This window comes from Hephaestia sp. MAHUQ-44, from assembly GCF_023806085.1.
Taxonomy (GTDB): Bacteria; Pseudomonadota; Alphaproteobacteria; order Sphingomonadales; family Sphingomonadaceae; genus Sphingomonas.
The window spans coordinates 39,201-55,982 of the sequence record NZ_JAMSLX010000006.1 but is presented as its reverse complement, the minus strand read 5'-3'; the positions used below and the strand labels follow the sequence as shown (position 1 = coordinate 55,982).

20 protein-coding genes are annotated in these 16,782 nt (G+C 66.9%); 9 read left to right on the top strand and 11 right to left on the bottom strand.

Annotated elements, in window-relative coordinates:
* Window positions 1–7 precede the first annotated feature (7 nt).
* Complete coding sequence (locus NFE57_RS08325; RefSeq protein WP_252135110.1) at window positions 8–697, bottom strand: queuosine precursor transporter; 690 nt, start codon at window positions 695–697, stop codon at window positions 8–10.
* A 173-nt stretch (window positions 698–870) separates the two neighbouring features.
* On the opposite strand from NFE57_RS08325, the gene NFE57_RS08320 reads away from it, so the two are divergent.
* Window positions 871–2,133, top strand: coding sequence for a NupC/NupG family nucleoside CNT transporter (locus tag NFE57_RS08320; protein WP_252135109.1), 1,263 nt, complete (start codon window positions 871–873; stop codon window positions 2,131–2,133).
* A 4-nt stretch (window positions 2,134–2,137) separates the two neighbouring features.
* Entirely contained in the window at window positions 2,138–2,488 is a 351-nt protein-coding gene (locus tag NFE57_RS08315; RefSeq protein WP_252135108.1) for a DUF3147 family protein, read from the top strand.
* Window positions 2,489–2,492: 4 nt separating this feature from the next.
* Here NFE57_RS08315 and NFE57_RS08310 read toward each other — a convergent pair whose 3' ends face one another.
* On the bottom strand, window positions 2,493–3,362 hold the full coding sequence (locus NFE57_RS08310; protein ID WP_252135107.1) for a 3-hydroxyacyl-CoA dehydrogenase NAD-binding domain-containing protein: 870 nt from the start codon (window positions 3,360–3,362) through the stop codon (window positions 2,493–2,495).
* Between the two features lie 123 nt (window positions 3,363–3,485).
* On the opposite strand from NFE57_RS08310, the gene NFE57_RS08305 reads away from it, so the two are divergent.
* Window positions 3,486–4,601 carry a DUF1176 domain-containing protein gene (locus NFE57_RS08305; protein WP_252135106.1) on the top strand — a complete coding sequence of 372 codons (1,116 nt, stop codon included), beginning with the start codon at window positions 3,486–3,488 and terminating at the stop codon, window positions 4,599–4,601.
* A gap of 199 nt (window positions 4,602–4,800) precedes the next feature.
* Here NFE57_RS08305 and egtD read toward each other — a convergent pair whose 3' ends face one another.
* The 8 genes from egtD to pabB all read right to left on the bottom strand — a co-directional run bounded on the left by egtD (window position 4,801) and on the right by pabB (window position 12,207).
* Window positions 4,801–5,781, bottom strand: a complete 981-nt coding sequence (gene egtD / locus NFE57_RS08300; RefSeq protein WP_252135105.1) for an L-histidine N(alpha)-methyltransferase — start codon at window positions 5,779–5,781, stop codon at window positions 4,801–4,803.
* Entirely contained in the window at window positions 5,778–7,031 is a 1,254-nt protein-coding gene (egtB, locus tag NFE57_RS08295; protein ID WP_252135104.1) for an ergothioneine biosynthesis protein EgtB, read from the bottom strand. Before egtB ends, egtD begins: the two co-directional genes overlap by 4 nt.
* Window positions 7,032–7,057: 26 nt before the next feature.
* Window positions 7,058–7,624 (bottom strand): cob(I)yrinic acid a,c-diamide adenosyltransferase, encoded by a 567-nt coding sequence (locus NFE57_RS08290; RefSeq protein WP_252135239.1) that lies wholly within the window; start codon window positions 7,622–7,624, stop codon window positions 7,058–7,060.
* Window positions 7,625–7,735: 111 nt separating this feature from the next.
* Window positions 7,736–7,963 carry a twin transmembrane helix small protein gene (locus NFE57_RS08285; RefSeq protein WP_252135103.1) on the bottom strand — a complete coding sequence of 76 codons (228 nt, stop codon included), beginning with the start codon at window positions 7,961–7,963 and terminating at the stop codon, window positions 7,736–7,738.
* Between the two features lie 80 nt (window positions 7,964–8,043).
* On the bottom strand, window positions 8,044–8,703 hold the full coding sequence (gene msrA, locus NFE57_RS08280) for a peptide-methionine (S)-S-oxide reductase MsrA (protein ID WP_252135102.1): 660 nt from the start codon (window positions 8,701–8,703) through the stop codon (window positions 8,044–8,046).
* An 87-nt stretch (window positions 8,704–8,790) separates the two neighbouring features.
* Window positions 8,791–8,928: a hypothetical protein gene (locus tag NFE57_RS08275; protein ID WP_252135101.1), complete on the bottom strand. Its 138-nt coding sequence runs from the start codon at window positions 8,926–8,928 to the stop codon at window positions 8,791–8,793.
* A 276-nt stretch (window positions 8,929–9,204) separates the two neighbouring features.
* Window positions 9,205–10,407, bottom strand: coding sequence for a pyridoxal phosphate-dependent aminotransferase (locus tag NFE57_RS08270; protein ID WP_252135100.1), 1,203 nt, complete (start codon window positions 10,405–10,407; stop codon window positions 9,205–9,207).
* A 33-nt stretch (window positions 10,408–10,440) separates the two neighbouring features.
* Window positions 10,441–12,207 carry an aminodeoxychorismate synthase component I gene (gene pabB / locus NFE57_RS08265; RefSeq protein WP_252135099.1) on the bottom strand — a complete coding sequence of 589 codons (1,767 nt, stop codon included), beginning with the start codon at window positions 12,205–12,207 and terminating at the stop codon, window positions 10,441–10,443.
* An 82-nt stretch (window positions 12,208–12,289) separates the two neighbouring features.
* On the opposite strand from pabB, the gene NFE57_RS08260 reads away from it, so the two are divergent.
* Complete coding sequence (locus tag NFE57_RS08260) at window positions 12,290–12,949, top strand: MBL fold metallo-hydrolase (protein ID WP_252135238.1); 660 nt, start codon at window positions 12,290–12,292, stop codon at window positions 12,947–12,949.
* A 108-nt stretch (window positions 12,950–13,057) separates the two neighbouring features.
* Here NFE57_RS08260 and NFE57_RS08255 read toward each other — a convergent pair whose 3' ends face one another.
* Window positions 13,058–13,495: an MAPEG family protein gene (locus tag NFE57_RS08255; RefSeq protein ID WP_252135098.1), complete on the bottom strand. Its 438-nt coding sequence runs from the start codon at window positions 13,493–13,495 to the stop codon at window positions 13,058–13,060.
* A 205-nt stretch (window positions 13,496–13,700) separates the two neighbouring features.
* Here NFE57_RS08255 and rpmF point away from each other — a divergent pair, with 205 nt between their 5' ends.
* From rpmF to NFE57_RS08230, 5 genes are all read left to right on the top strand, one after another.
* Window positions 13,701–13,880 (top strand): 50S ribosomal protein L32, encoded by a 180-nt coding sequence (gene rpmF / locus NFE57_RS08250; protein ID WP_252135097.1) that lies wholly within the window; start codon window positions 13,701–13,703, stop codon window positions 13,878–13,880.
* 36 nt (window positions 13,881–13,916) lie between these two features.
* Window positions 13,917–14,948, top strand: coding sequence for a phosphate acyltransferase PlsX (plsX, locus tag NFE57_RS08245; protein WP_252135096.1), 1,032 nt, complete (start codon window positions 13,917–13,919; stop codon window positions 14,946–14,948).
* The gene (locus tag NFE57_RS08240) at window positions 14,945–15,916 is read left to right on the top strand and encodes a beta-ketoacyl-ACP synthase III (protein ID WP_286207742.1); all 972 of its coding nucleotides are present in this window, start codon (window positions 14,945–14,947) and stop codon (window positions 15,914–15,916) included. The genes plsX and NFE57_RS08240 overlap by 4 nt, the downstream gene beginning before the upstream one ends.
* Before the next feature lie 98 nt (window positions 15,917–16,014).
* A complete protein-coding gene (locus NFE57_RS08235) occupies window positions 16,015–16,314 on the top strand; it encodes an integration host factor subunit alpha (protein ID WP_252135095.1) in 300 nt (99 codons plus the stop codon).
* Entirely contained in the window at window positions 16,311–16,685 is a 375-nt protein-coding gene (locus NFE57_RS08230; RefSeq protein WP_252135094.1) for a MerR family transcriptional regulator, read from the top strand. Before NFE57_RS08235 ends, NFE57_RS08230 begins: the two co-directional genes overlap by 4 nt.
* Window positions 16,686–16,782 lie beyond the last annotated feature (97 nt).

Sequence of the window (16,782 nt, the reverse complement as noted above, 5' to 3'; positions counted from 1 at the left end):
GCTTGCGTCACGCTTCGACCCGAGGAGAACCATCGAGCCGCCGTCCGATCGCGACGAACAGATAGATCACCGGCGGCACCAGCACCGCGGAGAGCACCACCTTGGCGAGCATCTGCCCGGCGAGCAATTCGCCGATCGGGAACACGCCCGCAAAGGCAATCGTGACGAACAGCAACGTGTCGACGATCTGGCTGAGGATGCTGGCGAGCGCGGCGCGCAGCCACAGCAGCCGGCTGCCCTCGTGCCCCTTGAGCGCCGAGAAGATCGTGACGTTGAGCGTCTGCGAAATCCCATAGGCGACGATCCCGCCGGTCCAGATGCGCCAGGTGCCGCCCAGAATGCGCTGGATGGCGTCGCGATTCTCGGGCTGCATCGCCGGCGATGCGGGCAGCGCGTGGACGATCACCGACAGGATGATCGATACGATCAGCGGCACGAAGCCGATCAGCACCAGCCGGTTGGCGAGGGTGCGCCCGTGCAGCTCGGCGACCGCGCTCGAGGTGACGACGAGCAGCAGGAACGCGAAGATCCCCGCTTCCACCGCCAGCGGGCCGATGCCGAACAGGTTGCCCAGTTCGGATACCGGCCCCAGCGATACCTGCTTGTTGCCGAGCACGCCTGCGATGCAGACCATCCCGCCGTAGAAGATCGAGAAAGCGAAAAGCGATCGTGGGATCGCGGGCGCGGATTGGCTCATGGCGCGCGATGCTAGTCAAAAGAATCGCGATGCAAAAGCACCTTGTACGCCGCGGGGAAACGGGGGAGGCGAGCACACGATAGGTCTAGCGTCGCGCCGAACGTCGTGTCATCGTTGCCGTCGCGCAGCCGGGGGCCGCGTGCTCCTGATCGTAAGCGCGGAACTGCCATCGCATGACACGAATCCTGATCGGCATCGCCGGCATCCTGCTCATCCTCGGGATCGCCGTCGCGCTCTCCACCGATCGCCGCGCGATCCGCCTGCGCGTCGTCGGCGCCGCGTTCGCGCTCCAGGTCGGGATCGCGGTGCTGGTGCTCTACGTGCCGTGGGGCAAATCGGTGCTCGCCTTTCTGTCGGGCGGGGTCTCCAATCTGCTCGGCTATGCCAAGGCCGGGGTCGATTTCATCTTCGGCCCGCTCGCGAGCCCCGACATCGGCGGCAACAGCTTCGCGATCGCCGCGCTGCCGGTCATCATCTTCTTCGCGAGCCTCGTCTCGATCCTCTATTATCTCGGGATCATGCAGCTCGTCGTGCGCTGGATCGGCGGCGGGATCGAGAAAGTGATCGGCGTCTCCAAGGTCGAATCCTTGTGCGCGGCGGCCAACATCTTCGTCGGCCAAAGCGAATCGCCGCTCGTCATTCGGCCCTATCTGGCCGGCCTCACGCCAGCGCAATTGTTCACGGTGATGACCAGCGGCATGGCCGGGGTCGCGGGGACGATCCTCGCGGCCTATGCCTCGATGGGCATCCGCATCGATTATCTGCTTGCCGCCTCGTTCATGGCGGCGCCCGGCGGCATCCTGATGGCCAAGCTCATCATGCCCGATACGCCCGCCGATACCGATGGCGAGCTGCCGCTGGGCGACCATCCCGAGGATGAAAAAATCGCGCTGGCCGATGCGACGCACGATGAGGAAAAGCCCGCCAACATCATCATGGCCGCCGCGCAAGGGGCGCAGACCGGGGTCAAGCTCGCGGTCGCGGTCGGCGCGATGGTGCTTGCCTTCGTCGCGCTGGTCGCGCTCGCCAACGGGCTGCTCACCGGGGTGGGCAATCTGGTGGGGCTGCCGGGGCTGACCTTTCAGGGGCTGCTCGGCATGGTGTTCAAGCCGGTCATGTTCCTGCTCAACATCCCCTGGCACGAAGCGGGCGCGGCGGGCGGCTTCTTCGGCGAGAAGATCGTGCTCAACGAATTCGTCGCCTATATCGATCTCGGGCAGGTGCAGGATACACTCAGCCCGCGCACCGTCGCGGTCGTCACCTTTGCGCTGTGCGGCTTCGCCAATTTCTCGTCGATCGCGATCCAGATGGCGGTGACCGGCGGGCTCGCCCCCAACCAGCGCCCGATGATCGCCAAGCTCGGCATCCGCGCGCTGATCGCGGGCAGCCTCGCCAATCTGATGTCGGCCGCGCTCGCGGGGCTATTGATCGCGTGATGTCGTGCTGTTCCTGATCGTCAAGGCATTGGTATCGGGCGTGATCATCGCGCTCGTCTCGGAAATTGCGAAACGGCAGCCGGCGTTCGGCGCCCTGATTGCCTCGCTGCCGCTGGTGTCGATTCTGGGCATGATCTGGCTGTGGCGCGCGCGGCCCGACGCCGAGAACATGGCCCAGCACGCCGCCGCAACCTTCTGGTACGTGTTGCCGTCGTTGCCGATGTTCCTGCTGATACCGGCCTTGTTGCGGCACGGCGTACCGTTCTGGATCGCGCTGCTCGCCGGCTGCGTCCTCACCATCGCGCTTTACGCGGCGATGATGTGGGTCGGCCCCCGGTTCGGGCTGCGGCTCTAGATACTCACCGCGTCGGCACCGGGGTATCGCCCGCATAATCGTAGAAGCCCCGCTTGGTCTTGCGGCCGTACCAGCCCGCCTCGACATATTTGACGAGCAGCGGCGCGGGGCGGAATTTGGGGTCGCCGGTGCCGTGGAACAGCACTTTGGTGATCTCCAGACAGGTGTCGAGCCCGATGAAATCGGCGAGCGTGAACGGCCCCATCGGATGGTTGAGCCCCAATTGGCACGCGGCGTCGATATCGGCGATCGTCGCCACGCCCTCGCCGAGCGCGAAGCACGCTTCGTTGAGCATCGGCATCAGCACGCGGTTGACGATGAAGCCGGGCGCGTCGTTGGCGTGGACGACGCGCTTGCCGAGCGCGGCGGCATAGGTCTCGACGATCTTGACGGTGTCGTCGGCGGTGGCGAGCCCGCGGATCACCTCGATCAGCCCCATCAGCGGCACGGGGTTGAAGAAATGCACGCCGATGAAGCGCCTGGGATCGGGCGAGGCCTGCGCGAGCCGCGTGATCGGGATCGACGAGGTGTTCGATGCCAGCACCGCCTGATGCCCGAGTACCTTGCCGACATCGGCGAAGATCGCGCGCTTGATTTCTTCGCGCTCGGTCGCCGCCTCGATCACCAGCCCGCAGGTCGACATGCCGGTGACGCCGTCGATCGGCTCGATCCGGGCGAGCGTCGCGTCGCGCGCCTGCGCGTCGATCTTTTCCTTCTCGACCAGCCGGCCAAGCTGCTTCGCGATCCCGGCCTTGCCCGCCTCGGCGCGGTCCTTCGAGATGTCGGTCAGGAGCACATGATACCCCGCCTGTGCGGAAACCTGCGCGATCCCCGCGCCCATCTGCCCCGCGCCGATTACGCCGACTGCCTGCATCTCGCTGTTCCCCTGATCCAAAAACTTCCCTGCTGGAGGCGCTCTAGAGTTTATTCCACTGGCGTGGAAGCGGCGCCGGCGCCGCCCCTGTTTCAGCGACACTGAAACAGATAAGACGAGATCATGAAATCGATCGCCGCGCTTGCTCTCCTGTCCGCTCTCGCCGCCTGTTCGGGTTCCACGCCCGGCAACGAGGCCATGCCGACGGCCAAGGCCGACACCGGCGCCGCCGCCGCGCCGTCGCCCGCCGATGCGCCCGATAGCCACGCCCCACCGCGTCCCGCCGCGCCGCGCACCTTCGCCGACTGGACGGTCGCGTGCGACAATGGCGGCGAATGCTCGATGGCCTCGCTCTCGCCCGAGGATGGCGATTTCTACGCGGTCAACCTCGCGCTGACCCGCGAGGCCGGGCCCGACGGCACGATCGCGGTCGCGCTCATGGTCAATCAGGATGGCGTGATCCCGGCCAGGCTCGTGGTCGATAATACCCCGGTGGGCGATGCGTTCCCGGCGGTGAAAGACGGCAGCACGATCGTGACCGGCAATGCCGCCACCGCGATCGCTTATGCGCTGGCCAACGGCAAGCAACTCACGGTGCGCGATTCGCACGGTGCGGTGCTCGCCACGCTCTCGCTCGCGGGGGCGTCGGCGAGTTTGCGCTATATCGATGCCGAGCAGCATCGCGCGGGCACCGTCACCGCGATCGTCGCCAAGGGCAACCAGCCCGCGAGCGCGGTGCCCGCGGCGCCTGCGCTGCCGGTGATCGTCGCGCCGCCCGTCGCCACCGGCAGTGCGCAGATCGGCGCGACGATGGCGGCCGACCTGAAACAGCGCGCGGGCTGCGACGGTACGCTGGTCGCCGATATCGAACCCGAAGCGCACCCGCTCGGCGACGGCGCGACGCTGGTGCTCGTGCCGTGCAGCCGCGGCGCCTATAATTTCAGCTCGGTCATGTTCGTGCTCAAGGACGGCAAGCCTGCCCCCGCCCGGATCGATGCCGCCTCGGGTTTTTCGGAAACCGATGCGCCCGCCGACCTGCCCGAGGTCGTCAACCCCAGCGTCTCGGGCGGCGTGGTGTCGAGCTACGCCAGAGGGCGTGGTCTGGGTGATTGCGGGGTCGAACAGGATTTCGTCTGGGATGGCCGCATGTTCCGCCTCGCGCAGGAAGCGGCGATGGGCGAATGTCGCGGCAACCCCAATTTGCTGACGACCTGGCGTACGCAGGTGGTGCGGCGGTAGGAGTCTGTTTGAGAAATCGCGGAAGAGCGATTTCCGAGGCGGCACCGGCCCGCTCCCCCACCCCACCTCCCATTCAGTATACTGCCGTTGGGAGGTGGGGTGGGGGTGTTACCCCACAAAGTATTACTTTGTGGGGACCCCGTGGGGGAGCGGGCCGGTGCCGCCGCAATGCGCCGGAAGGCGCATTGCCAAACGCGCCCTAAGGCGCTTTCCTGCGGGGCCGCGCCTCGGCGAGCAGCAATGCGAAGCGATCGTCGGCGTCGGTCCATTCGGCCACCGGGGTCCATTCACCCGCGAGCAGCAGCATCCGTGCGTCGCGGGGGCCGTATTTGTGGCTGTTCTCGGTGTGGATCGTCTCGCCTGCCGTCATCGCGAAATCATGCCCGTCGATCGTGAAATTGACGTCGCGCGTCGCCTCGAGGTGCATCTCGATCCGGGTCAGCGTCTCGTTCCAGATCGCACGGTGGCGGAAGGCATCGACCGGAATCGTGCCCCCAAGCTCGCGGTTGATCCGGTCGAGCAAATTGAGGTTGAACGCCGCGGTGATCCCGGCCGCGTCGTCATAGGCGGGCACCAGCACGTCCTCGCCTTTCACCCGATCCATCCCGATCAGCAGCAACGCGTCGTCGCCAAGCGATTCGCGCATCGCGCGCAACAGATCGACCGAGGTGCGCGGCACGAGGTTGCCGATCGTCGAGCCGGGAAAGAAGCCGAGCTTGGGCAGGGCGCGGATCGCGCGCGGCAGCGTGATCGGCTCCATGAAATCGGCCTCGACCGGGATCACCGGCACCGCAGGGAATTCCTTCGCGAGCGTGGCTGCCGAATCGCGCAGGAAATCGCCCGAAATGTCGATCGGCACATAGGCCGCGGGCGCGATCGCGCGCAGCAGCAGCGGGGTCTTGGCCGACGATCCCGATCCGAACTCGACCACCGCGCGGCCCGGCCCCACTTTGGCGGCAATGTCGGGCCCGCTCGCGGTGAGAATGCCCGTTTCGGTGCGGGTCGGATAATATTCGGGCAGGTCGGTGATCGCCTCGAACAATTCCGAGCCGCGCCGGTCGTACAGCCAGCGCGCCGGCACCGCGCGCTGCGGCGCCGCCAGCCCCGCGAGCACATCGGCGCGGAACGCCGGATCGGCTGCAATCGTCTCGTGGTCCGCGATCGTGCGTTGCTCCGTCAAAGGTCCTTGGCCAGCCGCACCCCGGTGAATTGCCAGCGCTGATGCGGATAGAAGAAGTTGCGATAGCTCGCGCGGACGTGTCCGCGCGGGGTCGCGCATGAGCCGCCCTTGAGCACGAACTGCCCGCTCATGAACTTGCCGTTATATTCGCCGACCGCGCCCGGCGCGGGGCGAAAGCCGGGATAGGGGCGATAGGCGCTGCCGGTCCATTCCCAGACGTCACCGAAAAAGCCGGGTGCGGCCCCGGCGCGCGGTGCGACCGGCCCGACGGTATCGAGTTGGTTGCCGCTTGCCGGATCATGCCCTCCGGCGGCGGCCTCCCATTCGGCCTCGGTCGGCAATCGCGCACCGGCCCAGCTTGCATAGGCATCGGCCTCGTAGAAGCTGACATGCGTCACCGGCGCGGCGGGGTCGATGGGGTGCCGCCCGTCGAGCCCGAAGCGCGTCCAGCCGTCGCCGTGTCGTTCCCAATAAAGCGGTGCGGTGATCGCGTCGCGCTGCACCCATGCCCAGCCGTCGGACAGCCAGTGGCGTGGCTCGGCATAGCCACCGTCGGCGATGAACGCGCGCCACTCGCCGTTGGTGATCGTGCGGTCGGCAAGCGCATGGGGGTGGAGCAAGGCTTTATGGCGCGGTCCCTCGCAGTCGAAGGCGAACCCGTCGCCGTCATGCCCGATCTCAACCACGCCCTGGGCGCCGTCGATCCAGCGGATCGCGTCCGGCATCGGCACCGGATGCTGGCGCGTCGCCGGCCACAGCGCCGGTTCGATCGGGTTGCGACTGAACAGATGAAGGATGTCGGTCAGCAGCAATTCCTGATGCTGCTGCTCGTGATGGCAGCCCAGCGTCACCAGATCGCGCGCCTCGGCCCCGAGCCCCGGCAGCGCGGCGAGCAGCGCCGCATCGACATGGGTGCGATAGGCGAGCACCTCGTCGAGGCTGGGGCGGGTCACCATGCCCCGGCGGTCGCGCGCATGGCGCTGCCCCTCGGCTTCGTAATAGCTGTTGAACAGGAACGGAAAGCGCGCGTCGTACGGCGCATAGCCCGGCACGCCATCGCGCAGCACGAAGGTCTCGAAAAACCACGTGGTATGCGCGAGGTGCCATTTGGCAGGCGAGGCATCGGGCATCGACTGGACGGTGGCGTCCGCATCCGACAGCGGCCCGACCAGCGCGCGGCTGAGCGCGCGAATCGCCGCGAACCGGGTCGCAAGCGAAGGGGGGGCGGCGGAGGGAACTGGGTCGATCATCGTCTCGCGAGCAGGTGATCCTTGCTTTAGCGCGTCGCGCCGGGTTGCCAGAGAACGTCCTCGGTGCCCGCTTTGTTCATCACCCGCGCCGCGACGAACAGCCAGTCGGACAGCCGGTTGAGATAGGCGAGCGCCTGCGGGTTGATCGGCATCGCCGTCACCGCGGCGCGTTCGGCCCGGCGCGTGGTCGCGCGCGCGACGTGGAGCGCGGCCGCCGCGGCGGTGCCGCCGGGCAGGATGAAACTGGTCAGCGGCGCGAGCGCACCGTTCATCGCATCGATCTCGGTCTCGAGCCGCGCGACTTGCGAGGGGATGATCCGCAAGACCATTTCCGACGGTGTAAAATCCTCGCCCGGCGTGGCGAGATCGGCACCGAGGTCGAACAGGTCGCTCTGGATACGGATCAGCCCCGCGACGAGATCCGGCGCGCTGTCGGCCATCGCCACGATCGCAACGCCGATCGCGCTGTTGGTTTCGTCGACATCGCCGATCGCGATCATGCGCGGATCGTTCTTGGCGCGGCGCGAGCCATCGACCAGCCCCGTGGTCCCGTCATCGCCCTTGCGCGTGTAAATCTTGTTGAGCTTGACCAGTGCGACCACCCCTTTTCGCTACTGTAGTGGCCCGCGCTGCCGCCTGGCCACCCCTGCCATCTTGTGGCCGGGTGGGGGAGCGGGCCGGTGCGGTATACCTGCCAAAAACGCTCAGGTACGCCCGGCGGCGAAGAGGATCACCACGACGATCATGATCGCCAGCGCCTGAAAAAAGATACGAAACTGCATCATCCGGTTCGATTTCAGGCTCGACGGGCTCGGCTGGGTGCCGTCGAGGTCAGCCTGACTCGTCTTGAGGAAGGCGACAATGCCGCGGATGAGCGCGACCACCGTCGCGATCATCGCGGCGATAAGAAGGATGACGAGAAAGATGTTCATCGCGGCGATTTAGGCCTTCTTGGCCGCGCCCGCAACGGCGTTTGATCCACGGCGGTGAAGCGCGCTGCGTAGGCGCAGCACTACACCGCCAGCTTCGGAAACGCGGCGCGGAAGGCGGCGACCTTGGGCTTGTCCCAGCGCACGATATACGGGTTGGTCGGGTTCCGGCGGAAGAAATCCTGATGAACCGCCTCGGCCGGATAGAAGCCGCCGGTCTCGAGTCGCGTCACGATCGGCGCCTTGAACGCGTGCGCGCGCGTCAGTTGCGCGATGTAGGCCGCCGCCACCTTGTGCTGCTGTGGCGTCTGCGCGAAGATCGCCGAGCGATAGCTCGGGCCGCGATCGGGGCCCTGGCGGTTCAATTGCGTGGGGTCGTGCGCGACCGAGAAATAGACGCGCAGCAACGTGCCGTAGCTCACCTGCGCGGGATCGTAGATGATCCTGATCGCCTCGGCGTGGCCGGTCGCTTCGGTGCTCACCGCGCCATAATGCGCGGTCGCCTTGCTGCCCCCGGCATAACCGCTGACCACCGAGGTCACGCCTTTCACCTGTTCGAACACCGCTTCCATGCCCCAGAAACAGCCGCCCGCAAGCACCGCGGTCTGGAGATGTGGGGTGCGTGGCACATCGAGCGCGGGCGCAGGGATCGCCACCGCGTGTTCGGCGGCGGCGGGAACAAGCGGCAGTGCGATGGCGGCGAGGCCGCCCAGTCCCGCGAGCACGATCAAGCGGCGCAGCATGGGAACCCTCCTGCGGCGCGCGACTCGGCGCTCCGCTGGCCTGACGAGCCCCTATTCTAGCACATTTGCGGAGGCGTTATGCGCGCTTCAGCGCGCGGCGGGGGCCGCCGCTTCGGTGGGCGCGCTCGCGGGGTTGGCGAGGTGCAGCCCGGCCAGCCCAACCGCGCCCAGCGCGAACCCGCCAAGAAACTGCCAGAGGAAGCCCGATTTCAGGATGGTTCGCATCGTTCTTACCTTTTCTATCCATCCTGCGTCGCGCGGGTGCCCGCGAACGCGCCGGTGGCAAAGACCATCGCGAATCGGAGAATCCGACTCGCGATACTGGCAACCGGTGTGTCGCCCGGCGGCTTAACGCACGCTGGGCGATCCGTTCATCTGAGTGTCTGATCCGAAAATTCCGCCGAAGGCGGATTTTCGGATGGTTCGGTACCGGCCCGTTCCTCCACGGGGTCCCCACAAAGTATTACTTTGGGGGGGAGCGGGCCGGTGCCGGACTTCGAATCAGACTCTGAGCGCTGCGCACGCCGTCTGGATGCGCTCGCACGCTTCGAGCAGCAGCGCGTCCGAGGTCGCGTAGCTGATCCGCATCGCCGGCGAGAGGCCGAACGCGATACCGGGCACCACCGCCACCTTGGCCTCTTCGAGCAGATATTCGACGAACGTCGAATCGCTGTCGATCGTCACTCCCTTGGGAGTCGTCTTGCCGATCAGCTGCGACAGTTCGGGATAGACGTAGAACGCGCCTTCGGGCGTCGGGCAGGTGACGCCGTCGGCCTGGTTGAGCATCGACACGACGAGATCGCGACGCCCCTGGAACGCCTGCGCGCGCTCCTTGAGGAAGCTCTGGTCGCCGTTGAGCGCCGCCACCGCCGCCGCCTGCGCGATCGAGCACGGGTTCGAGGTCGACTGGCTCTGGAGCTTCGCCATCGCCTTGATCAGCCACGGCGCGCCGCCGGCGAAGCCGATCCGCCAGCCGGTCATCGCATAGGCCTTGGAACAGCCGTTGACCGTCAGCGTGCGCTCGTACAGCGCCGGGCAGACTTGCGCGATCGTCGCGAATTCGAACCCGTCATAGACGATATGCTCGTACATGTCGTCGGCGAACACCCACACCTGCGGGTGGCGCTCGATCACTTCGCCCAGCGCCTTCAGTTCGGCGGCGGTATAGCCCGCGCCGGTCGGGTTCGACGGAGAGTTGAGGATCACCCATTTGGTCCTGGGGCCGATCGCGGCTTCGAGCGCTTCGGGGGCCAGCTTGTAGCCTTGGTCGGCGCCCGCCGCGACGAATTTGGGCACGCCGCCGGCAAATTGCACGACATCGGGATAGCTCACCCAATAGGGCGCGGGGATCACCACCTCGTCGCCCGGATCGAGCGTCGCGACCATCGCGTTGAACAATGTGTGCTTGCCGCCGACGTTCACGCTGATCTGGCTGGCCTCATAGGCAAGCCCGTTGTCGCGCTTGAACTTGTCGGCGATCGCCTGCTTCAATTCGGCTGTGCCGTCGACATTGGTGTATTTGGTGCGCCCCGCGCGGATCGCCTCGATCGCGGCGTCCTTGATGAAATCGGGGGTGTCGAAATCGGGCTCGCCGGCGCCAAGACCGATCACATCGACCCCGGCGCGCTTCAGTTCGAGCACCTTGCTGGTGATCGCAAGCGTGGGCGACGGCTTGATGCGGCCGAGCGCGGCGGAAGTCTGCATGGCGTGAATGTCCCCTACAATAAGGCGGGGGCGCTATAGCCTTGCCTCGTTCGCAACTGCAACCGCCGGAATGAGCCCGCGCAGCGCATTGCCGATAAAGAAGCCGCCTTCGAGGTCGGCCGGGGTCAGATCGCCCTCGATCGCGCGCCCGGTATCGATCAGCTCGGCGCGCAGCACGCCGGGCAGCAGCCCGCGCGCCAGCGGCGGCGTGACGAGCGTGTCGCCGCGCGCGACGAACAGGCTGGAAAAGCTGCCTTCGGTGAGGAAGCCGTGCGCATCGACGAACGCGACTTCGAACGTGCCCGCGTTGGTGCGTGGCCTGTCATAGGCCGCGCGGTCGCTGGTCTTGTGGCGGCAGCGCACGTCGGTTGCCGCGAACGGCGCGGGAACGATGCCGACCGCGACCGGCCCGGCGGGTGCGGCGGGCAGGCGCGAGATCTGGATCGCGATCGCGCCGCTGGGGGCGAGCAACAGCCGGATACGCCGCGCCTCGCGCAGCCGGAAGGTTGCAGCCTGCAATTCGTTGCGTGTCGCATGGCGATCGAAGGTGATTCCGAATGCCTGCGCGCTTGCCTTCAATCGTTCGAGATGCCGGTCGAGCAGCGCGATCCCCGCGTGCGGATCGAACGCCATCGTCTCGATCAGGTCGAACCGGCGCTGGCCGGCCGTGACGAACGCGCCCTTGGCGAGGCATTCGGCCCATTCCTCGGCGGCATTCGAATCGGCGACCACCCCCGATCCCAGCCCCAACCGTGCGGTTGCGCCGCCGGGCACCATGTCGAGCGTGCGGATCGCGACGTTGAAGATCGCGTCGCCGTCAGCGCCGATCCGGCCGATCGCGCCGGTATAGGCGCCGCGGGGGCTCGCTTCGATCTCGGCGATCACTTCGCTGGCGCGGATCTTGGGTGCCCCGGTGATCGATCCGCACGGGAACAGCGCCGCGATCACGTCGACCGCGTCGCGCCCCTCGGCAAGGTCGGCGGCGACGTCGGACACCATCTGGTGGATCGTCGGATAGGTTTCGACCGCGAACAGCCGTGGTGCTTTGACGCTCCCCGGCCGCGCGACGCGGGTCAGGTCGTTGCGCAGCAGATCGACGATCATCAGGTTTTCGGCGCGCTGCTTGGGGTCGGCGGCGAGGCGTTCGGTGATCGCACGATCCTCGGCCTCGCTATCGCCGCGTATCGCGGTGCCCTTCATCGGCCGCGCCAGCAACCTGCCCGCATCGAGCCGGAAGAAGAGTTCGGGCGACAGCGACAGCAGCAACGTGTCGCCGGTATGCACCACCGCGCCATAGGGGGCCCGCGCCTGCGCGCGCAGCCGCGCATAGAGCGCCAGCGGATCGCCCAGAATCGCCACCTCGGCAGCGAAGGTGAGGTTGGCCTGATACAGATCGCCGGCGCGGATATAATCGAGCACGCGCGCGAATCGTGCCGCATAATCGGCGTCGCTGATCGTCGGCCGCGGCGCCGCGCACCACGCTGCCGCCGGATCGGGGAGCAGGCCGGCCACCCGATCGGCCGCGATCGCCTCGGCCCGCTCGAACAGCCCGAACCAGAGCAAAAGGCGATCGTCGCCGACCGCCGCGATCCGCGGCTCGATCCCGCTGCCCGCGCCATAAGCGAGATAGCCCGCCGCGTGCAGCCCGTCGCCCCGCGCCGCGCGCAGCGCCTCCAGCGCGGGGCGAATATCGGCGAGCTGGCGTGCCGCGATCACCCTCACGGGCGCGCGATATAGCGTCGCGCCGCCATCGGCAGCGTCGTCGAGCAGGACGAACGGAGGGGGGGCGTCGGCGAGCATCGTCGGTCCAGATGCACGCCAAGGGTGGGGTCGGGCAAGTCTCGTGCTTGGCATGATCGTCGCGCGTGCCTATTTCCCGGCGATGTCCCAGCCTCCGCTTCGCGCCGCGATCATCCCCGTCACCCCGCTCCAGCAGAATTGCACATTGCTGTGGTGCACCGAAACGATGAAGGGCGCCTTCGTCGATCCCGGCGGTGATCTGCCCAAGCTCAAGGCGGCGGCCGAGCAGCACGGCGTCACGGTCGAGAAGATCCTGCTCACCCACGGCCATATCGATCATTGCGGCGAGGCCAAGCCGCTCGCCGACGATCTCGGCGTGGCGATCGAAGGGCCGCAGGAGGAGGACCGCTTCTGGATCGCGCGGCTCGACGAGGACGGCCGCAATTACGGGATTCGCGGCGTCCCCTTCGAGCCCGCCCGCTGGTTGAACGACGGCGATCAGGTGACCGTCGGCAATCTCACGCTCGACGTCTATCACACCCCCGGCCACACGCCGGGCCATGTCATTTTCCACCACGCGCCCTCGAAGCTGGCGCTGGTCGGCGACGTGCTGTTCGCGGGCTCGATCGGCCGCACCGATTTCCCGCTCGGCAACCACCAGACATTGCTGCGCACCGTGGTCGAAAAGCTCTGGCCGCTGGGCGACGACACCGCGTTCATCCCCGGCCACGGCCCGTCGAGCAACTTCGCGCACGAACGCCGCCACAATCCCTTCGTCAGCGACGCGGCGATCGCGCGATAGGATTTTTGCGCGCGCCGTTCGTGCTGAGCTTGTCGAGGCACCGTATCTTTCCCCAGCGCGTGAGGAGAGCGGCCCTTCGCCAAGCTCAGGGCGAACGGAAGGGCAGGGTCACCCCCGCAGCGATTCGATCGGCAGCTCGATCTGCGTGCGCGGGGCGTCGTGGAAGGGCAGCAGCACCGCGTAAATGCCGAGCACCACGAGCAGCAGCATCGTGACGATCGTGCCGACCATCCGGCCGTAGCGCAGGCCTTCCATCCCCAGCGCATGCCCGACCCGTGCGATCAGGAACACCGCCGAGACCGCCCACAGCCAGATCGACGATCCCTGCGCAAACTCGATCAGGCCGATCAGGATGATGATAAAGGGCGCGTTCTCGACGAAATTGGCCTGCGCGCGCATCCGGGTCGCCAGCGCCAGATTGCCGCCGTCGCCGATGCTGACCGCGGCGGTGCGACGGACCGTGCCGATCCGCCAGGCGAGCCAGGCGTTGATCAGCGCCGCGCCGCCCGCGGTCACCAATGTCACCGGCAAGATGATCAGGGCCATGCCGTTTTCCCTCCCCATGTTGTCGCCCAGGGGGATCGCATGGCGCCGCGCGGCTTGCAACGCTGTTCAAAATCGGTATAGCGCCACGCTTCGCGATGCGTCTGGCCGTGGTGCCTTACCGCGGCCTTTCGGGGCCGTTGGTTGCTTCATGCCACGTTCGGGCCTATCGCGCCCCGGTAGCATTTACACGAAATAAGGTGCCGAAATGGCCGTCCCCAAGAGAAAGACCTCTCCTTCGAAGCGCGGCATGCGCCGTGCGCACGATTCGCTGACGCCGCACGCGTACCAGGAATGCCCGAATTGTGGCGAACTCAAGCGGCCGCACAATCTGTGTGGCGCCTGCGGCCATTATAACGGCCGCGAGATTCTGTCGGTCGAAGGCTAAGCGGCCTTTCCACGCCAACACAGGAGACCAGCGCGCGTGTCGACCAACTCCCGGATTGCCGTCGATGCGATGGGCGGCGACGAGGGGCTGGCGGTGATGCTCGCTGGTGTTGCGCGTGCGCGTCGCCGATTCGAAGGCATGAAGTTCATCCTCGTCGGTGACGAGGAGAAGATTCGTGCCGGTCTCGAGAATCACCCCAATCTGACGGCGCATTCGGAAATCGTCCATGCGCCCGACATGATCGGGTCGAGCGAGCGCCCGAGCCAGGCGATCCGCCGCGCCAAGACCACGTCGATGGGAATCGCCATCGATATGGTGAAGCAGGGCCGCGCGGGCGCTGCCGTCTCGTCGGGCAATACCGGCGCGCTGATGGCGATGGCCAAGCTCAGCCTGCGCACCATGCCGGGGATCGATCGCCCCGCGCTCGCCGCGATGCTGCCGACGCTGGGCGACAATGATGTCGTGGTGCTCGATCTCGGCGCCAACACCGAATGCGATGCGCGCAATCTTGTCCAGTTCGCGGTGATGGGCGCGGCCTATGCGCGCACCGCGATGGATCTCGCGCGGCCGCGCGTCGCGCTGCTCAACATCGGCACCGAGGATCAAAAGGGCACCGACACGATCCGCGATGCCGCCGCCGTGCTGCGCGGCGCCGATCATCTGCCGCTCAATTTCACCGGCTTCATCGAAGGCGACCGGCTGTCGCGCGGCGAAGTCGACGTGATCGTGTGCGACGGCTTTTCGGGCAATATCGCACTCAAGACCGCCGAAGGCACCGCGCGCTTCGTTGCCGATCTGCTGCGCCGCGCGTTCAGCAGTTCGACGCGCTCGAAAATCGGTTTCCTGATCTCGAAGCCCGCGACCGATCTGCTGCGCAACCGGCTCGATCCCAACAGCCATAATGGTGCGGTGTTCCTCGGGCTCAACGGGCTGGTCGTCAAAAGCCACGGCGGCGCGACCGAGTTGGGCGTCGCCACCGCGATCGGTGCGGCGGCCAAGATGGTGCGCGACGATCTCGCCCGTCGCATTCTCGAGGATCTCGGCAATATCCGGGCGGAGGCGGCATGACATTGCGCTCGGTCATCATCGGTACCGGCTCGGCGCTGCCCGCGCGGCGCGTCTCGAACGCCGAGCTTGCCGAAACCGTCGATACGTCGGACGAATGGATCGTCGAGCGGACGGGGATTCGATTCCGACACATCGCCGGCCCCGACGAAACCACGGCAACGCTCGCCGCCGATGCCGCCAAGGCGGCGCTCGCGGCGTCGGGGGTTGCCGCACACGATATCGATCTGATCGTGCTCGCCACCGCGACCCCCGATCAGACCTTTCCGTCGTCGGCGACCAAGGTCCAGGCGATGCTCGGCATCGCCGATTGTGTCGCGTTCGATGTCGCGGCGGTGTGCTCGGGCTTTCTCTATGCGATCCAGGTTGCCGATTCGATGCTGCGCGCCGGGGTTCACCGCCGTGCGCTGGTGATCGGTGCCGAAACCTTCAGCCGGATTCTCGATTGGGAAGATCGCGGCACCTGCGTGCTGTTCGGTGACGGCGCGGGCGCGATCGTGCTCGAGGCGCAGGATACCGGCGATGCGGACGGACGCGGTATTTTGACCACCCGGCTCCATGCCGATGGCCGCTACAACGACATGCTTTATGTCGATGGCGGCCCCTCGACCACGGGGACGGTCGGCAAGCTCCGCATGAAGGGGCGCGAAGTGTTCCGGCACGCGGTGGTCAACCTTGCCGCGGTGATGGAGGAATCGCTCGCCGCCGCCGGGCTCGGCGCTGCCGAGGTCGATTGGGTGGTGCCGCACCAGGCCAATGCCCGCATCCTCGATGCGACCGCGCGCAAGCTCGGGCTGGCGCCCGAGAAGGTGGTCGTTACCGTCGCCGATCACGCCAATACGTCGGCGGCTTCGGTGCCGCTGGCGCTCGATACGGCGGTACGCGACGGCCGAATCAAGCCCGGCGACGTGATCGTCCTCGAGGCGATGGGCGGCGGTTTCACCTGGGGGGCGGCGGTCGTCCGTTTCTGACGCGGGGCACTGCGCGCGTTAACCATAATAATGCCTCTTTCACGAGGCTTGTCGCCTGTGTTACTCATAACACCAGGGTGGTGGGGAGAAGCGATGTCATGAGTGATGCGGGAACGATGACCAGGGCCGATCTAGCCGATGCGATCCATCGGCAGGTGGGCCTGTCGCGTGCCGATTCGGCCAGAATGGTTGAAAACATTCTGGGGCGGATGTGCAACGCGCTCGCCGGTGGCGAGAACGTCAAGATTTCGGGATTCGGCACTTTCGTGCTGCGCGACAAGGGGGAACGGATCGGCCGCAATCCCAAGACCGGGGTCGAGGTGCCGATTGCACCGCGCCGGGTGCTGACGTTCCGGGCCAGCCAGATGATGCGCGACCGCATCGTCGCGGCGGGGTGACCCGGACGGTGGCCGGCACGCACGACAAGGCCGACACCGCATTCCGCACGATCGGGGAGCTTTCGCGGGAAACGGGGCTCCCCCAGCATATCCTGCGCTATTGGGAAACGCGCTTTCCCCAGTTGCGTCCGCTCCAGCGGGCGGGCAACCGCCGTTATTACCGGCCCGACGATGTCGCGCTGGTACGGCGGATCGACGCGTTGCTCAATCGCGAGGGCTATACGATCAAGGGCGTCCAGCAATTGCTTGCGAGCAAGGCTGCGACGCCCGCGGTCGCGGCCGATAGCGGGGCAGGCGCCGCGATCGACGCCGCGCCGTTGCGCGCGATCCGCGATGCGCTTGCAGAGGCCTTGCGCCGCGACGCGCTGTAAACCGGCGCCTAACTGTTTGATCCCACGGTTTGATGGTGCGCTGCTTTCGTTGGCATGGGCGGAAGCCTTGTAGGACAGGTATGTCACGGGAGCGCCA